Here is a 19,220-nt window from a genome sequence, read left to right on the forward strand (position 1 = left end):
ATTATGACCTTCGTCTTCAAGGAAGGCTTTCCATTTACAATCTAAAACCAATGTTTTAGGAACATAATTTTACACACAATAAAAGAGTTAACAAGAGTATTTGCACTACTTTTTAACTAGCACAAAAGTATTTATCATAACTACTTAATATATCAACATTATCTCAAAAATCTTATTTCTCTGAATCTTTTAGTGATAAACATTGAGGCAGGCAATTATAATTAGGTTCTATTAATGATACTAGTTACAAAAGTTGGTGATCTATTATTCGCTCAAATTAATAACAATTATAAAAACAAAAAACCCGCAACAAGTGCGGGTTTTTTAAGAGTTTAAGTGGCTAATTACTTAGCCGCTTTTTTCTCTTTTTCTGCAGCGATTACAGTATCAGCTACGTTTTGTGGACATGGTGCATAGTGTGAGAACTCCATAGAGAACTGACCACGACCAGATGTCATTGTACGTAGTGAACCGATGTAACCGAACATTTCAGATAACGGAACGTCTGCTTTAATACGAACGCCTGTTAAACCAGCTTCTTGGTCGCTTAACATACCACGACGACGGTTAAGGTCACCGATTACATCACCAACGTGATCTTCTGGCGTGAACACGTCAACTTTCATGATTGGCTCAAGAAGTTGTGCGCCTGCTTTAGGGATCGATTGACGGAAAGCGCCTTTAGCAGCGATTTCGAATGCGATTGCAGATGAATCCACGGCGTGGAAGCCACCGTCGAAAAGTTCAACTTCAACGTCAAGTACTGGGAAGCCAGCTAGAACACCTTCACCCATCATTGACTTGAAGCCTTTCTCAACTGCAGGCCAGAATTCTTTAGGTACGTTACCACCAACAACTGATGAAGAGAACGTGAAGCCTGAACCCACTTCGCCTGGCTTGATGCGGTAGTCGATTTTACCGAACTGACCAGAACCACCAGATTGTTTCTTATGCGTGTAGCTATCTTCGATTTCACGAGTGATAGTTTCACGATAAGCAACCTGTGGTTGACCAACGATAAGGTCTACGCCGTAAGTACGCTTAAGGATATCCACTTTGATATCTAAGTGAAGCTCACCCATACCTTTAAGAATAGTTTCGCCTGAATCTTCATCAGTCTCAACTTGGAAAGATGGATCTTCTGCAACCATTTTACCGATAGCAACACCCATTTTCTCATTACCGCCTTTATCTTTAGGCTGTACAGCAATCGAGATTACAGGCGTTGGGAATACCATTGGCTCAAGAGTTACTGGGTGCTTAGGATCACATAGAGTGTGACCAGTTTGCACGTTCTTCATACCAACAATAGCGATGATATCACCAGCTTGTGCTGAAGTAAGCTCTTTACGATCATCAGCTTGCATCTCAACCATACGGCCAACACGCTCTGTTTTACCAGTAAACGCATTAAGGATAGTGTCACCCTTATTAAGTTTACCAGAGTAGATACGTACGAAAGTTAATGCACCAAAACGGTCATCCATGATTTTGAATGCTAGCGCTTTAAATGGTTCGTCAGCAGATACAATTGCATGCTCGCCGTTTTCGTTACCGTCTTCATCCATAAGAGGTTGAGGATCAACTTCTGTAGGAGCTGGTAAGTAATCAACAACAGCATCAAGAATTAATTGCATACCTTTGTTCTTGAACGCAGAACCACAGTAAGTAGGGAAGAAAGCAAGATCACGTGTACCTTTACGGATACAGCGCTTGATATCTTCAATAGAAGGAACTTCACCTTCCATATACGCTTCCATTAGGTCATCGTCTTGCTCTACAGCAGTTTCGATAAGCATCTCATGGTATTCTTCAGTTTTTTCTACCATGTCTGCAGGAACGTCTGTGATTTCGTAGTTTTCTGGAAGACCAGTTTCATCCCAAACATATGCTTGTTTGTTTAAAACGTCTACAACACCAACAAACTCATCTTCGATACCGATTGGTAAAGTCATGATTAGTGGTACAGCACCAAGTACTTTACGTACTTGCTCAGTTACACGGTAAAAATCAGCACCCATACGGTCTAATTTGTTTACAAAGATAATACGTGCAACTTCTGATTCGTTAGCGTAACGCCAGTTAGTTTCTGATTGTGGTTCAACACCACCAGAACCACAGAATACACCAACACCGCCATCTAATACTTTAAGTGAACGATAAACTTCTACTGTGAAGTCAACGTGTCCTGGAGTATCGATAACGTTGAAACGGTGATCTTTCCAGAAACAGCTTACAGCCGCAGACTGGATAGTAATACCGCGCTCAGCTTCTTGTTCCATGAAGTCAGTTGTTGACTCACCATCATGCGTCTCACCACTTTTATGAATAGTACCCGTTAGCTTAAGGATACGCTCAGTGGTGGTAGTTTTACCCGCATCAACGTGCGCGAAAATACCAATGTTTCTGTACTTCGATAAATCTGCCATTATTTTACTCTTAATAAAGTCGAAAAATTATTCGGCGGGAGTATAGCATTAGTTAAAGCGAACATCACCATAGAAGTCGCTTAAAATGCAATCAATTTTATAATATTTTACTTTCCATGCTATTTAACGCTGATGACAAAACACTTTAAGCATTATCAGCGCTTCTTAAAAAACACCTTTGGCCTTTTATGTAGGTCGCTTGAATCGTAAAATTGTTATCTAAGATAGCAAAATTTGCTTGCTTAGTTGCTGCTAAAGAGCCAACTTGATCTGCAATGTTTAGAAACCGAGCTGGTACAATACTAGCCATGTTTATGGCCTCTAGCAGAGTAACGCTACCTAGCAGATGCATATTTTTCACAGCCAACTCTAAAGTTAATGTACTGCCCGCTAAGGAGCCTGATGCTGTTTTCGCAACTCCATTATCAACAAACACATCCATTTTTCCCAGTTTGTATTGTCCATCATTTAGGCCACCAGCATTAATACAATCACTGATCAGCGCAATTTTTTGCGGGCCTTTTAGCTTATAAATTAATTGTAAAATAGTAGGGTGAAGATGTATGCCATCGGCGATAACTTCAACTAAAGCGGCATCGTTCATTAATACAGCCCCCGCACAGCCAGGATCTCGATGGTGTATACCACGCATGCCATTAAAAACATGCACCCCACCGCACGCACCGTGCTCAAGAGCTTGTTCTGTTTGCTCAAAATTAGAATCGCAATGACCAAGCATAACTCTGATACCTTGCTCAGTAAGGTACTCAATTAACGTATTAGCACCGGGTCTTTCTGGTGCTAGAGCAACAACTTTCAGACTCCCTGCTGCTGCCTTAATCATGGCCTCTAAATGAGGTTGTGATAGCTCCAAAAAGTAATCTTGGTTATGTGCACCTTTATAAACTTCACTAAAAAACAACCCTTCACTATAACCACCAAGTACTTGTGCACCACTGGGCTGCTGTACATATGCTTGACCAATAATAGCCATTGCATCTAAGGTTTGCTGCCAATCTGTCGTTACTGTTGTAGCTAAAAAACCCGTTACTCCATGCTGTGCTAATGAACATGAGATAGTTTCAACACTGCTCATTTTACAATCAATTACATCACAACCTTCACGGCCATGAATATGCAAATCAATTAAACCAGGAATAATCGCAGCATCGCCATAGTCATGTATAGGCAATTCCAATTGCGGTGTTTGAGTAAAAGCGCTGATACGGTCATTTTCTACCAACATAAAGTGCTCCTTAAGCACACGATCTTGGCAATAAATAGCTGCAGCTTTGACATAATATACTGATTCACTCATGACAACACCCCAACTTGTGCTTTTGCTAAAATAGCAGCGCCACGCGCACCACTTGCATCGCCAAATTCAGCAAGTACAATTTTTGGCACCCGAATACCAGTAAAAATGTAAGGTGTGATTGCTTGCTCCAGTTTATCCATTAACTCGCTTACCAGCGACATACCACCACCAACTACGATCACTTCAGGATCATAAGCCATAATAATTGCTGCAAACGTGCTACCTATCAAATCAACATAACAGGCAAAGCTTTGCTGACATAGCACATCGCCTTTTCTTAGCCCTTCAACGATTTCAAAAGTAGTCAGCACTTCACCGGCAAAATGTTGATAAATTTTTGCTAAACCAGGCCCTGCAATGTAACTTTCAACACAACCCATTAAACCACAGCCGCACTTTAAAATAGGCAATTGATACTTTTGTTGCAACACGGCGGATAGCGCATAATGACCATACTCGCCAGCAATACCTTGAGCACTTCTGTAAAGCTTACCGTCAATGCATAACCCTCCACCAGCACCTGTTCCTATAATTGCACCTAACACTCGTGTATGTTGTATGCCTACGTAACTTTGTGCCTCTGATAATGCAAAACAGCGGCAATCATTTTCAATAGCTACAGGGCGATTAATGAGCTTCGCTAAATCTTGCGCAGTATTATGTCCGGTTGCATGAGGTACATTCGCTGATAGCACTTCTTGGTTTGCGTTAATAATTCCTGGCATACCAATGCCTACTGCGCCTTGGCATTGATACTTTTTATCAGCGCTTAGAATCATAACCACTAACGCATTTAAGAAATCTTGATAGCTACTTTGTGGAGTCACAATTCGTGATGATTCAAGTTGCTTTAATGACGCGTCAAATACAGCCAGTTCAATTTTACTACCACCAATATCAATGCCGTAAATATACTGCTTAGTCATTAATATCTCCTTGTGTGAACGGGTAAATAGTCACACCTTGCACTACACGGTTAACCTCCCCTGTTGGGCACGGATTATCAACAGTAATACCCAGTTGCCATGCTTTATAAAAAGAAATGATCTGCGCGCATACCATATAATATAAGCCATAAAAAACATCATCTAACTGCTGTGCTTGCATTTCCTGCGGCACGGCTAATGCATCTACACCAAGCGCTTGGTTATCACTGCTTAACTCATGTAATAAATCTGTATCATACTGCTTGGTATAGCTATTATTTGAGCTAAATAAAACAATGAAGGTTTTTTCATCAACCAGTGACTTCGGACCATGTCGAAAACCCAACGGCGATTCAAAATAACCCATCACTTTACCTGAACTAAGCTCTAACAGTTTTAAAGCAGCCTCTTGCGCATAACCTTTTAATGACCCAGCCCCTAAATACACCAAACGCTGCATAGGCAATTCAGCGAGTGCTTTTAACTGAGACAATTGCTGAGGAATATTTTTTTCAACACAGTTAGCTATTATAGACACTGCATTATCCGCTTCACTAAACACCGCGATACTTGCTATCAGCATCGAAGTAAAACTACTGGTCATTGCAAAGCTTTGATCAAGCGTTTGCGGTGGCATCAGTAACGAAAAACAATTCTCATGCTCTGCCGCTTGCTGATTCAGCGCACCATCGGGATTACAGGTAATAAATAGATGAGCACATTGCTTCACATAGTTATTTACCACCTCAACAGCAGCAACACTTTCAGGGCTATTACCTGAGCGCGCAAACGACACCAGTAAAGTGGCCTTATTTTGTTGTAAATACTGTTGTGGGCAGGCAACGAGCTCCGTACTGCTAACGCTACGGCAACTAATATCCAGCTGCTGATTTAAATAGCCAACTACCGCCTCACCGACATAGGCAGACGTACCAGCGCCTGTAAAAATTATTTGTGTATTTGCATGCTCTAACACCGTTGCCAACCAGCTATCAAGTTGCGTACGAGCCGCTTTGACTATCTTGAGCGTTTCTCGCCAACAATCAGGCTGCTGCATAATTTCTTTTGCGGTCCACAAGCTATTATTAGCTTCTAAAAGAGAGTCATCAATTGCTAAATAATTCGACATAACTACCTCACCTACGTCTACTGTTGTTTAAAGCACGCATCTGCGTAGCGGCTGGTTACTTGCATTATGTGATGAAGCACCAAAGATTTAGGGTTGTTTTCTAAACTACCATTACGTATAGCTAAGTACTGTAATGGCATATATTGACTTAGTAGCGGTAACGGGATCGGCTGTGTTTGCAGATTACTGAATAACGTTTCAACCGCATTTTGATTTCCTTGCTGTCCCCAGTAATAACGGATTCGATCGCTAAAACTAAAGCGTCGATATAGCTTCTGCAATGAACTATCAACTTGATAAAAACGTTGCCAATTCTTTGGGAATTGCTGCATATCAGCGTCAATAACGGTACGTAAATGTGAGCATTGCTCAGTATCAACCAACGCATCTTCAATATGACTTAATGCAAATAACGCCTCACGCAAAGCAAAAGTAAGCTCAGGGCCCACTTTTAAAATCGCAAAATGGTCATTTATTAATTGCTTATAGGCAACTGGGGTTTGGTAATCAGTTGAATGTGCTTCAAAAGCAATTCTATCCACTGTTTGTATATATTGTTTTAACTGCTGAGCTTTACTACTGTCGTAATCAAATACTTGAGTATTATCAAATTCAACACCCGGTTGAACAACTAGGCCAACTACACGTTGCCAAGCAGCTGATAAACCAAGCTTTAAAAATGCATCATGGTGTAGCGCTAATGTACTCGCTACATGGTCTGTTTCTGTCACCGCAAGCGTATCGATATGCTCATCAGCTCCACCTGGTGGGGGTACTTCAGTTCCTATCACGTACACTAAATCACTGTGGCCAAATGTATTGACGGCTGTTTTTTCAGCCACTGCACACAACTGCGCCGCGCGTATTGCCACCGTTTCATCCGCTAAAATTACATCGTCATCAGCACAACGCATACTGGTATCTAAATGAATTTTTTTGAACCCTGCCGCCACATAAGCAGCTATTAGCTGTTCAGCCTTTTGCATCGCTGCTTCAGCGTCCTCATCACACCAACACACTGGGCCTAAATGATCACCTCCGAGGATTAGCTTATCAACTGCAAAGGCTTGCTCTGTTGCAAGCCTTTGGACAAATGCCATAAAGTCTGCTGGCATCATCGTGGTATAACCACCAAACTGATTGACCTGATTCGCAGTAGCTTCAATTAACAAATAGCTATTGTCTTGCTTGGCTTGCAATATAGCGGCTTCGAGTACCAATGGATGCGCCGAACAAACGGCATAAATCCCCCGTTTATCACCACATTTATTCGCCGCGATTAATTTCTGTAATATCGTCATTGCAAGCCTCTATATTGATTAGTCGTTGTATTATTACTATGGAAAATTAAAGGTCGATTATGTGCAGCTCGACACCAACACTTTCGAGAGCCGCTTGAATATCGGCTGGAATATCGCTGTCTGTCACCACTGTATTTACTTCACTGGCAGAAATTATTTTGTGCACTCCTTTTCGATTGAATTTACTTGAGTCGGTAACAACAATGATCTCTCGTGACACTTCGCACATGACTCGATTTAACAAGGCTTCAAGTTCAAAATGCGTGGTAATACCAATATCTTTCTCAAAACCGTCAACACCTAAAATCAACTTATCAAAATGATATTGTTGCAAGTGCTGTTCGGCTTGACGACCATAAAAAGACAGTGATTTTTTACGCAAAGTTCCACCTGTCATCAGCACTTCGACAGAAGGTGCATTAAGTAAAGAGTGTGCGACGTTTAAACCATTTGTCATCACAACAACACTATGATGATTGGTTAAGTTTTTAGCGACTTCTTCGGTCGTGGTGCCAGAATCTAAAATGATCGATTCACCATCTTTAATTAGGCTGGCAGCAAACTTACCTAGTCGCTCTTTAATGCCACGATTTGCGTCATGTTTTTCTTTTAATGACAACTCTTGAGTTAAACGATTACTCGCTACCGCTCCACCACGGGAACGTACTAGCAAGCCCTTTTCGTCAAGCTCATTAAGATCATTGCGAATCGTCACCGTTGATACACCAAACAACTGAGCAAGCTCAGGAACCTGTACACGCTCTTGCTTGAAAACCAATTGCACAATTTCATGTCGTCTTTCGATAGTGTTAAGCATGCTCGCTCTCTTTCATAATTAACTTTCATTCATTGTACGCAGCTTTCGTTTACTTTCAATTCAATTTTTTTACATTCCTTCTCAATTCACAATAAAAGACACCAAGCAATTGAAACACAAGGATTTAAAATATAAAAATAATTTAACAAACCCAGAAGTGAAAGCAAACGAAAGATTTTTACCTTGCATTAGAATTTCCTTACGTGTACAAATAAAACCCTGTGAAAACAAATTTACAAATAATAAACATATAAGGGCACTATCATGGGCGATCTAAACCGCAGACGATTTCTTCAATCAATGGCCGCAATTGCAGCAACCAGCGCAGCGTTAGGTTGTGCCTCCACAACCAATGCCAACTCAATGCTAAAGACAGCAACACAAGGGCGTTCAACACTTGGCTTAACAGTATCTAAAATGGATGTAGTAAGAGTCGGCTTTATTGGTGTTGGTGAGCGGGGTGTTGGTGCCGTTAAACATTTTTGCCATTTAGACGGTGTTGAAATCAAAGCAATTTGCGACACCCATCAGGCCGTTGTAGACCGAGCAGTAAAAATAGTTGTCGATAAGGGCTTTAAAAAGCCAGATACCTACGGCAAAAACGATCATGATTACCTTCGTATGTTAGAGCGCCAAGATATTGATATTGTGATAATTTCAACCCCATGGAAATGGCATACTCCTATGGCAGTAGCAACTATGGAAAGTGGCAAACATGCTTTTGTTGAAGTGCCTGCAGCGGTGACTGTTGAAGAAGCATGGCAACTGGTTAATACATCTGAGCGCACCCAGATGAATTGCATGATGTTGGAAAATGTTTGTTATGGCCGTGATGAACTCATGGTACTAAATATGGTTCGCCAAGGTGTTTTTGGTGAACTATTGCATGGTGAAGCGGCATATATCCACGAGTTACGCTGGCAAATGAAAGAAATTGATCATAAAACAGGTTCATGGCGTACTCCTTGGCATGCAGCTGTTGACGGTAATTTATACCCAACTCATGGTTTAGGTCCAGTTTCACAGTATATGAATATCAATCGTGGCGATCGGTTTGACTACATTACATCAATGAGCTCACCATCACTAGGACGTGCAGCATACGCTAAAAAGGAATTCCCAGCTGAGCATGGCCGTAACAAACTAAATTACATTGCCGGCGATATGAATACCAGCATCATTAAAACGGTTAAAGGCCGTAGCATTATGGTCCAACACGATACAACCACGCCACGCCCTTACTCTCGTCATAACTTAATTCAAGGTACTAATGGTGTATTTGCAGGTTTCCCTAACCGTATTGCCCTTGAGCAAGGGGGCAGTAAAAGCTACCACGAATGGGACTACGATATGGCTGATTGGTATAACAAATATGATCATCCACTTTGGCAAAAAATGGGCGCAGAAGCTGAGCGTAACGGTGGCCATGGTGGCATGGATTTTCTAATGTTTTGGCGCATTATTTTTTGCCTTCGCAACGGTGAGCCTCTTGATCAAGATGTGTATGACGCTGCAGCATGGTCAGCTGTATTTCCGCTTTCGGTTGAATCAGTTGCAGATCGCAGTAACAGTAAAGACTTTCCTGACTTCACTCGTGGACTTTGGCAACAAGCCAAACCACTTGGCATTATTTCGTAATTAACCCTCAAGGGTATTAGTGGGTAACCAAGCTAATGCCCTTAGCTCTAAATAAATTAATAAAAACAACCATCAACAAGTAAAATACAGGTAACTATTATGAAAACACAACTAAAACTGCCCACCCTTTTTTTATCCATGAGTGCCATTTTCAGTGGTTCAACATTGGCTGTTGAAGAAGATAAAGAAAAGGAAAAAGAAGCCGAAACCGAGCAAGTAGAAGTAATTGAAGTTAGAGGTGTTCGCTCGAGTATTAAGGAATCCCTGTATTTAAAACAACAAGCTGTTGGGGTTATGGATGCTATCGTTGCAGAAGATATTGGTAAGTTTCCCGATCAAAATATTGCAGAAGCACTGCAACGAATGACCGGCATTGCCATTACGCGTAACGGTGGCGAAGGGCAAAACGTTACGGTTCGGGGTTTAGGCGGAGACTACAATGTAACCACAGTCAATGGCCGGCGCATGGCTTCTGAGCACTCTAGTCGTAACTTTAACTTTGATTTGATTGCCCCAGAAATAGTGCAATCACTTGAAGTATATAAATCTCCACAAAGTAAAACGCAAGAAGGCGGGATTGGTTCAGTTATCAATATTAAAACCCGTAAGCCCCTAGATTTAGATGGCTTTACCTTATCTGGCAGCGCAAAAGGAATTTACGAAGAACGTACTGGGGACACCAACCCGCAAGCATCTTTTTTAATTAGCGACACATTTTTTGATGACACTTTTGGCGCGCTATTTACTGCCGTTTATTCTGAACGAACACAGCGTGCCGATTCGTATGAAGGTGAAGGTTTCTATGATCCTGACGAGAATGTGGATGTACGTATTCCCATTGATAGTAATGGTAACGGCAAACTTGAAGATAACGAGCAATCGCACCCATCGGTTATTCCTGGCTACGTCCGCTATTCAAACTGGCAAGATACTCGCGAACGACTTGGTGCAAGCTTAGCCTTGCAATGGCGCCCTTCAGACAGTGTAGACGTCAACTTTGATAGCATGTATTCACAGTACGAGACCAATGGCGAGCAATACCAAATTTCATTCGTAACTTTTGATGAATCACATACACCTGGGATCCCAGCAATTGGGGAAGTGAAGTTCAATGAAGACGGCAATGCAAATTATGTCGAGTTAGTCGATGGCGCTATGGCGGAGCTACTAAATGTTTCCGTACCGCGTAATACCGATACATGGCAGTGGGGCTTCAATACAGTTTGGTATGCCACTGATAACTTAACAGTTGATCTAGATATCTCACAGTCACAAGCTAAGAATGTAAGCAATGGTAATAACCGCTTTATTGTAGCTCGCGGCTTTGTCGATGGAATCACGATTGACCAAACAGGTAACAACATGCTGCCAGATGTCACCATGACACCAGCTTTAAGCGCCGAGCAGCCCTTTGGGGCACATTACAGCTATAATTATGGCACTGATGTAAAAGATAAGATTGAAGAAGTTCGACTTGCAGCAACGTATATCCCAACTTTTGAATTAGTCAAAGATATACAATTTGGTGTGCATTATGGCAAACAAACAAAAGAGCGCAGTGTTTATAAGTCTAAAAATGCTTCAATGTTTAGTAACGGTGGTGCGTATTTTAAAAACTCAGAATACCCTAGTTTTGATGACTCTAGCGTTGAGGAACTGGGTGGCTTGGATTTATTTCGCTTACCTGCCGATGTATTAGTGCCTGCAAACTTTGATAACTTTTTAGATGGTGAACCTGGTAAACACCCTGATCCATGGGCAAGTTTTGATTACGACAAACTTTATGCTTTTTATGAATCAATTAATCCACAAGCTGCACAAGATAAAATCACCGCTAAGAGTAGCCCAAATGATTCGTTTGCCTTAACAGAGCAAACTTTAGCAGCTTTTATCGAAACAAATCTGCAAGGTGACTTAGGCAAATTACCATTTGCACTTAACATGGGCGTAAGGGTTATACAAACTGATGTTTCTTCAGATGGCTATACTTTTGATGTTGAGAACGTTCGCTACAATGTAACTGAAAAAGATGGCGCATTGAGCTATCGTGTTGATGGCGAAATTGAAGATTACTACACTCGCTCTACCACAGAAGAAAGCTACACCGATGTGCTACCAAGTTTAAATTTTAAATTGAATTTACGTGATGATTTACTTTATCGCTTTAGTGCCGCAAAAGTGATCACGCGACCAAATTTAGACTATCTCTCACCTTATAGTTACTTAGATTTTAATAATGCTGAATACCATGCCTCAAATCCAGGTATAAAGCCACTGAGAGCCAACCAAATAGACAGCACCATTGAATGGTATTTCTCTGATTATGGCGCACTAACATTTGCAGCGTATTATAAAGACATAGAATCAGTAATCGCTCGCGGCCGTATAGGCACTGCGCAGGTAGGTAATTACTTTAAAGATGGTGTTGAAGTAGATGGTCCTGTTTTTACTAAAATATCACCGACATCAGAAAAAGGCGCGACTATTTTAGGCTTTGAAACCGCCTATCAACAATCATTTGACGACATTTTACCTGCACCATTTGATGGTTTAGGAGTACAAATAAACTACACATTCACAGACAGTAGTTATGATGATGAAGAACTAAACGATCTACCGTTTGTTGGTATGTCTGAGCACTCATATAATGCTGTTGTTTACTATGAAAAAGAAGCATTTCAAACACGTATTGCTTATAACTGGCGCGACGATTATTTAGTTTACCCTGATGCTTGGGGTGGCCCTGAATGGGCAGCTGACTATGGTCAATATGATTTTAGTGCCAGCTACAATATTAGCGAAAAAATACGTTTAGATTTAAGCGTCACTAATTTAACTAATGAAAGACAATGGTCATATGTGAAAAACGAAGAACAGATCCGTCGTTTAGCACGTTATGGACGCTCAGTAAGCCTTGGTTTTTCAGCATCATTTTAAGCTTATACCCACTTATATTAGCGCCGTTTGTCGGCGCTTTTTATGGAGCTCGCTATGAGAGTATTACTATTTATTGGTTCATTATTATGGACTTCATTTGCAGTGGCAAACCAAACCACAGATTACTTTATTCCTAGTTACGGTAATAGTGCTACTAGCCATAGTATCTCAGTAAATAAAAAACTGATTAGTGATGCGGGGATAACGCACTGGCAAGACTCAACAATACCCGTCAATCACTACTTTTACCTGTCAACAAAAGCCACCTTTAATTTAAAGTTGCGCGTAAAAGTTACAGGTGAACAAAGCCAGCTGAAAGTCGATTTCAATCAACAGAGTCAGTTAATTACGCTAACTAATCAACATTTTAAAGATATCGACCTTGGTGAGTTTATGCCAGAACAAATCGGATACCAACAATTGCAACTTAGGGGTATAGCTAAAACAGCAGACACCTTTGCTGATATTCAAGGGCTAATTATCACGCTAGATAAAGAGTCGCCAGCACCTTTATATGTAAAGGATGATATTTATTGGGGACGTCGCGGTCCATCTGTACATTTAAACTACCCAATAAACGATACTTCAAAAAGCTATCAATGGTTTTACTCAGAACTCACGGTACCACAAGGGTATGATCCTCAAGGAGCCTATTTTATGGCCAATGGTTTTGCTGAGGGTTACTTTGGTATACAGGTTAACTCTGAAACCGAGCGCAGAGTTTTGTTTTCAGTTTGGAGTCCATTTCAAACGGATGATCCAACTGCGATACCAAATAATATGCGTATTCAACTGCTAGCAAAGGGTAAAAATGTTTACACTGGTAAATTTGGTAATGAAGGCTCGGGTGGACAAAGTTATTTGATCTTTCCATGGCAAGCTGACCAAACGTATCGCTTTTTATTGAAAGTGAACCCAACTGAAAGCCTTAATAATAAAACCGACTATAGCGCATATTTTTATGATCCTATCACTGAAAAGTGGCTCTTCATCGCTGCTTTCAGGCGCCCTAATACCAATACATATATAGCAAGGCCACATAGTTTTTTAGAAAATTTTATCCCAGATGCGGGGCAATTCGAGCGTAAAGCGTTATACGGTAATCAGTGGCTCAGAGATACTGAAGGAAAATGGCATGCACTTACTAAAGCACGTTTTACCTATGATGCAACTGCCGCTAAACAATCTAGAATGGATTACCAAGGCGGCACTCACAATGGGCAATTTTACTTACGTAATACTGGATTCTTCACTGGTCCTACCAAATTGCAAAGCCAGTTTGAGCGCATGACAACCGCTGAACCTGATATTGATTTGAGTGCACTGCCAAAACACTAATCCATTTTATAACAGCGCTCTGGTCGGCCAATGCTACCATAGCTTTGGTCGGCACTCACTTGTTCAGCTTCAAGTAAATATTCCAGATAACGCCTTGCTGTAGAACGACTCACTCCCACTAGATCACCCATTTGCTGAGCTGTGAAAGGTGTTTTTTTGTTCGCATTGAAAGCATCTATAATTTTTCGTAATGTGAGTTGATCAACCCCTTTGGGTAACCGAGCGGGTGCTTTACTTTGCTCGTTTGAGCCAAATAACGTATCGACCATAGACTGCGTTACCTCGTTAGCATCTGACAAACATTGATGACGTGCTTCGAAGCGCGCTAGAGCTTGATCCAAGCGATTTAACATTAACGGTTTCACTAAAAAATCACATGCACCTAGTTGAATTGCCTTTTCAAGAGTTTCGACTTCTTTTGCAGCGGTCAGTAACATCACATCACTTTTAATTGCCCGTGCACGTAATTCTGTTAATAAATCTAAACCATTACCATCCGGTAAGTGAATATCTAATAATATTAAATCAGGCTCTATCGCCTTTAACAGTGCATCCGCAGTAGCAAGGTTCGCTGCAATACCAACAACTTGATACTGCCCTTGACGTAACCCCTGCCTCGCCACTTGGTTTCCCGCTCCACCATTAGGTAACAGTAAGTATTGTGCCAATAATTGCGCAACTTCGATTTCATCTTCAATAATGATCACTGAATATGTCATTTTACTATCACTCTTATATTTTTCATTTTGGAATATAAACGCTTAGTCGAGCGCCTTTTAGGTCTGATTCACCAATTTCTAAACTACCACCGCATGAATCTAAATTGGTTTTAACTAAGTACAAACCTACGCCATGTTCAGCCCCGGATTTTGAGCTATATTGCGGAGTAAATATCACTTCATGATCACTACCTAAACCCATACCGCTGTCTTCAACATCAAATAATAACGTTTTACTTGTTTCATCAACCGTAACGCGCACATGGGGTTTACGTAGCTCTGCAGCCCTAATTGCCGCATCAATCGCATTATCAATCAAGTTACCTAAAATTGACACTACTCGTTCAATCATGTCTTTATGGGTAATTTCACTCAGTAAGCTATCTGGGTTTAGCTCAAGAATTACATTTAGTTCTCGCGCTTTATGATATTTGCCAACCAATAGTCCTGCTAGTACAGGATCTTGAATACGCTCCAGCAAATGATGTATTTGCGCTTGTGAGCCTTGGCTTTCTTGACCTATTAATTCAATTGCTTTATCGGTTTCACCCATTTGGATCAAAGCACCAATTAAATTAAGTTTATTTGAATAATCATGAGTTTGCACGCGTAATAATTCAGCAAACGCTTGAACTTTAGTGAGCTGTTGGCTCATATATTCAAGCTCATCAGCAGGGCGCAAAGTCAATAAAATACCATTATTTTGACCTTGTACTTGCAATGAAAAACGAGATAAAACAAGCCGTTTATCAGCCGCAAACAGCTCAAAGCCAACCATTTTACGGCGTTGATTACGTAATAAAAAGTCAGCATGTTCTGGCAGTAAATCACTGAGCAATAAATCTTGCTCAGTGTAAGCTGTCGGTTTATCTAAAATTTCGCACGCGCGCTGCGTTAATTTACGCACTCGGCCATCAGGATCAAGAGCTATAACACCACTGCGCATAGTGTTTAAAATTGCGTCTTGCTCTGAAAATAGCCTTGCGATTTCATCAGGCTGCAAACCAAAAATAGCATTACGAACACGTTGGCCAATAAACACGGCGGCTAAAATACTCAGTACAACTAATAGCAGGCCCCAAGCGACTATTTCAACAATACGCGCCTGAATCAAAGGCTCTACTGACTGAACTAAAAAGCCAACCGAGACTAAACCAATAATATTTTGTTGTTCATCGTATACAGGTACTTTTCCTCGAATCGACTCTCCCAAACTACCCTGCGCTAAAGATATATAGCGCTCTCCGCGCAACGCAGCTTGGCTATCACCACCGACCATAGGTTGGCCGAGTTTATTACGATCTGGGTGCGCAATTCGATGGGCATTTTTATCACCAATAACAATAAAATCTGCGTCAGTAAGCTGACGCAGATTTTCTATTTTTTGATTGATTGCTACTAAATTGCTAGATTCTTGTAAAGCCAGAGCCACATCTTTACTGGATGCAATACTAGTAGCAACAGCTAATGCTTTATCGCCAATGTGATTGTGCAAGCTTTGCGCTGTAATTTGATACACCAAACCGCCAAATAATATTGCTTGTAGTACGCATAATCCTGTCACCCAAATTATTAATCGCGTTTCTAAGCGCTTAGGTGTCTTAACCATGCTTTGCAATGGATTTTGCTTTTTGGTGTACTTCATACTTAACCTTAATTATTAGGTATGCTCTTGATTCGCTTTTAGTGCGGCTTTATCTACACGGCGTTGAGTTATAAAGTCTTTTAGTGGGAATAACAATACCAAGATTGAGATGATAAAAATACTCAACGTCAGTGGGCGCTCCCATAAAAAGCTTAGTGAACCATCTGATAGCATCATCGAACGACGGAAGTTGCGCTCAATCATATCACCTAAAATAAAGCCTAGTAGTAAAGGAGCCATTGGGAAAGCTAGAATCCTTAACACCAAAGCCACCAGCGCAAAACCAACCATCATAAACAAGTCAAATGTATTAAAAGAGACTAAATAAACCCCAATTAAGCTAAAGAATAAGATCATGATAGTGAGCACTGATTTAGGCATCGCCAGTACTTTTGCAAAGTAAGGGATCAGTGGCAAGTTTAAGATAAGTAGCACAATGTTACCAAAGTACATACTAACAATAACAGCCCAAAATACGCTTGGATTTTCTTCCATCAACATTGGGCCTGGCTGAATGCCGTAGGCAATTAATGCCCCTAACATAATTGCAGTAGTCCCAGAGCCTGGAATACCTAATGTTAATAATGGGACAAAAGAGCCTGTGCAAGCTGCATTGTTAGCTGACTCTGGCGCAGCTAAACCACGCAATGAACCTTTGCCAAATTTATCTTTTAATGCTTTTGGGGCTAAGTTTCGCTCGGTTGCATACGCCATAAAGCTCGCAATTGTCGCCCCAGCGCCAGGGAGTACACCAACAATAAAACCAAGGAGAGAAGATCGGCCAACGGTCGGTGCCATCTCTTTTACTTCCGCTTTACTCAGTTTTGTAGAGCCAATCTGCGGTGTATCAGAATCATTAATACTCTTCACTTCTTTTTTCTCAGGGCGAACAACATTAATCAATGCCTCAGCGAGTGCAAACGTTGCCATTGCGACTAATAAAAAGCTAATACCATCGAGTAAATCTGCTTGACCAAAGGTAAAACGCTCTGTGCCAGACGATGGATCAATACCCACTGTTGCAAGCATTAAACCAAATACAGTCATCATCATGGCTTTTAAAAATTGCCCTTTATTAGAAAATGCAGCAATCGCAGTCAAACCTAAAAACATCAATACAACGTAATCCGGTGACTGAAAGCTTAACGATACTTTTGCTAACAGCGGCGCTGCAACCATGAGTAAAATTGCGCCTATTGTGCCACCTATAAAGGAAGAATAAGCAGCGATAGCCAATGCTTTACCAGCATGCCCTTGCTTAGCTAATGGGTAGCCATCAAAAGAGGAGGCTACCGTGCCTGCAACACCTGGTGCATTGATTAATATTGATGATGTTGAGCCACCAAAAATAGCACCGTAGTAAACCCCAGCCATTAAGATCATGCCTGAGTCGGCGCCGATACTATAAGTAATTGGGATCATTAACGCGATAGCAGTAATAGGACCAAGGCCTGGTAGCATGCCGATAAAGGTACCAACAAAGCAACCGACAATAACGTACAACAAATTATTCCAGTCGAGCACGGTCGACAAACCTAGCATAATTCCATCAAACATAACTTAACTCCACAGATCACCAGGAACCAAATAAATACCGAGCACTTGGGTCATTAAAAACCAAAAAACCACGGCAACAGGAATAGATGCAAACAATAAAATCTTTTTACGTCGTTCACCCATCACAAAAAAACCAACTAATAAAAAAGCACTCGTAGAAATTAAGAAACCAATTGGCTCTAATGCCGCACTATATAAAACCATCAGCACTAGCAAGGCGAAAGTGCGAAGCACATCATCCTTCTCTAAGCGCTGTGCTAACTCAGCGGTTTGCTCTTTAGGTTTTAATAAAGTCGCCCCAATCGATAGCAGGCAGACGACAATGCCAAAAGCAGCGTAAACCTTGGGCAAGGTTGCCGAGGTCACCGTCTCATATTCTTCAAAAGGAAGAAGCGGAATTTGCCATGCAACAATGGCGTATAAGGTAAATAGCGCCAAGAATAAACTTGGCCCTAGTAATTCACGGTTTAACATCATTAGCCCCGATTAACGTAATGTACGAATAAAGCCGAGTTCTTCCATAACGACTTTAAGCTGTGCTTCTTGCTGCTCAAGTGACTTTATAAATTGATCTTTCTCTTGAAACAGGTTTAACCACCCATTACGAGCTCGTACGGCTTCCCATTCAGGGGTAGTTTGTAGCTTGCGTAATTTTTCGGTGTACTGCGCTAGTTTCTCTGCGGGTAAATTAGGGGCTGCAAAAAAGCCACGCCAGTTAACAAATTCCATGTCGTAGCCCAATGACTTAAGTGTTGGGATTTGTGGATAATCAGGGAGCGTTTTCCCTGAAGTCACTGCCAAAATACGAGCTTGACCACCATTAGCCACTTCTAGTGCCTCACTCAAGCCTGTAGAGAGCAAGTTAACTTCGCCTGATAATAGCCCCGCTTTGGCTTTGCCACCTGCATCGTAAGGAATATAGCGTAAACGTCGCCCGTCAAGGCCTGCTGACTTAACCGCTTGAGCTGCAACTAAATGATCCATACTGCCACGAGCCGAACCACCCGCAACTTTTACCGAGCCTGGGTCTTTTTTCATTGCAGCAATCACATCCTGCCACGTTTTGTAAGGTGAGTCGTTTCGCACAACAAACGCACCATAATCGGCGATCATGCTGGCAACTGGTGTTAAATCTCGATAACTGTAAGGAATTTTCCCTGATAATGCGCGCAACACGATGGGTGTTGAGTTAACCATAAGGATATCGCCTTTTTTAGTGCCTGACTCAATCAAATAAGCTATCGCACGACCACCGCCGCCACCTGACATATTTTGAAAAGACGCATTATCTTCAATGCCAGCTTTGACCAAGCCTTCGCCAACACCACGTGCCGTCGTGTCCCAACCGCCCCCAGGGCCACCTGGCACTAAAAAGTGAATATCTGCCATCGCAAATGGGCTGCTTAGTACCAGCGAAGCTGCCAGCACTGTAGTTTTAAATGATTTAAACGTTTTTGTAAGTAACT

Annotated in this window: 14 protein-coding genes; 3 read left to right on the plus strand and 11 right to left on the minus strand. The window is 41.4% G+C overall.

What is annotated here, in order from left to right; all coding sequences use genetic code 11:
- Positions 1-344: 344 nt before the first annotated feature.
- The 6 genes from fusA to agaR all read right to left on the minus strand — a co-directional run bounded on the left by fusA (position 345) and on the right by agaR (position 7,920).
- Entirely contained in the window at positions 345-2,429 is a 2,085-nt protein-coding gene (fusA, locus tag B5G52_RS03425; protein ID WP_087531296.1) for an elongation factor G, read from the minus strand.
- Between the two features lie 145 nt (positions 2,430-2,574).
- A complete protein-coding gene (gene nagA, locus B5G52_RS03430; RefSeq protein WP_087531297.1) occupies positions 2,575-3,747 on the minus strand; it encodes an N-acetylglucosamine-6-phosphate deacetylase in 1,173 nt (390 codons plus the stop codon).
- Positions 3,744-4,673: an ROK family protein gene (locus B5G52_RS03435; RefSeq protein WP_087531298.1), complete on the minus strand. Its 930-nt coding sequence runs from the start codon at positions 4,671-4,673 to the stop codon at positions 3,744-3,746. Before B5G52_RS03435 ends, nagA begins: the two co-directional genes overlap by 4 nt.
- Positions 4,666-5,802, minus strand: a complete 1,137-nt coding sequence (locus tag B5G52_RS03440) for an SIS domain-containing protein (RefSeq protein WP_087531299.1) — start codon at positions 5,800-5,802, stop codon at positions 4,666-4,668. The genes B5G52_RS03435 and B5G52_RS03440 overlap by 8 nt, the downstream gene beginning before the upstream one ends.
- 17 nt (positions 5,803-5,819) lie before the next feature.
- Positions 5,820-7,103, minus strand: a complete 1,284-nt coding sequence (locus B5G52_RS03445) for a D-tagatose-bisphosphate aldolase, class II, non-catalytic subunit (RefSeq protein WP_087531300.1) — start codon at positions 7,101-7,103, stop codon at positions 5,820-5,822.
- A gap of 46 nt (positions 7,104-7,149) precedes the next feature.
- Positions 7,150-7,920, minus strand: a complete 771-nt coding sequence (agaR, locus tag B5G52_RS03450) for a transcriptional repressor AgaR (protein WP_087531301.1) — start codon at positions 7,918-7,920, stop codon at positions 7,150-7,152.
- A gap of 264 nt (positions 7,921-8,184) precedes the next feature.
- On the opposite strand from agaR, the gene B5G52_RS03455 reads away from it, so the two are divergent.
- The 3 genes from B5G52_RS03455 to B5G52_RS03465 all read left to right on the plus strand — a co-directional run bounded on the left by B5G52_RS03455 (position 8,185) and on the right by B5G52_RS03465 (position 13,833).
- The gene (locus tag B5G52_RS03455) at positions 8,185-9,558 is read left to right on the plus strand and encodes a Gfo/Idh/MocA family protein (protein WP_087531302.1); all 1,374 of its coding nucleotides are present in this window, start codon (positions 8,185-8,187) and stop codon (positions 9,556-9,558) included.
- Between the two features lie 99 nt (positions 9,559-9,657).
- Positions 9,658-12,495 (plus strand): TonB-dependent receptor, encoded by a 2,838-nt coding sequence (locus B5G52_RS03460; protein WP_087531303.1) that lies wholly within the window; start codon positions 9,658-9,660, stop codon positions 12,493-12,495.
- Between the two features lie 54 nt (positions 12,496-12,549).
- The gene (locus B5G52_RS03465; protein ID WP_087531404.1) at positions 12,550-13,833 is read left to right on the plus strand and encodes a DUF3472 domain-containing protein; all 1,284 of its coding nucleotides are present in this window, start codon (positions 12,550-12,552) and stop codon (positions 13,831-13,833) included.
- Here B5G52_RS03465 and B5G52_RS03470 read toward each other — a convergent pair.
- From B5G52_RS03470 to B5G52_RS03490, 5 genes are read right to left on the minus strand one after another with little or no spacing between them, the layout of a single operon-like run.
- Positions 13,830-14,552, minus strand: a complete 723-nt coding sequence (locus B5G52_RS03470; protein WP_087531304.1) for a response regulator — start codon at positions 14,550-14,552, stop codon at positions 13,830-13,832. The two genes, B5G52_RS03465 and B5G52_RS03470, sit on opposite strands and share 4 nt — an antisense overlap.
- A 22-nt stretch (positions 14,553-14,574) precedes the next feature.
- A complete protein-coding gene (locus B5G52_RS03475) occupies positions 14,575-16,197 on the minus strand; it encodes a sensor histidine kinase (RefSeq protein WP_087531305.1) in 1,623 nt (540 codons plus the stop codon).
- Positions 16,198-16,212: 15 nt separating this feature from the next.
- Positions 16,213-17,754 (minus strand): tripartite tricarboxylate transporter permease, encoded by a 1,542-nt coding sequence (locus tag B5G52_RS03480; protein WP_087531306.1) that lies wholly within the window; start codon positions 17,752-17,754, stop codon positions 16,213-16,215.
- Positions 17,755-17,757: 3 nt separating this feature from the next.
- Positions 17,758-18,228 carry a tripartite tricarboxylate transporter TctB family protein gene (locus B5G52_RS03485; RefSeq protein WP_087531307.1) on the minus strand — a complete coding sequence of 157 codons (471 nt, stop codon included), beginning with the start codon at positions 18,226-18,228 and terminating at the stop codon, positions 17,758-17,760.
- 12 nt (positions 18,229-18,240) lie between these two features.
- Positions 18,241-19,143, minus strand: coding sequence for a tripartite tricarboxylate transporter substrate binding protein (locus tag B5G52_RS03490; protein WP_254911136.1), 903 nt, complete (start codon positions 19,141-19,143; stop codon positions 18,241-18,243).
- Between the last annotated feature and the right edge of the window lie 77 nt (positions 19,144-19,220).

The sequence above is a fragment of the Pseudoalteromonas sp. A601 genome (genome assembly GCF_002165575.1).
Lineage (GTDB): Bacteria > Pseudomonadota > Gammaproteobacteria > Enterobacterales > Alteromonadaceae > Pseudoalteromonas.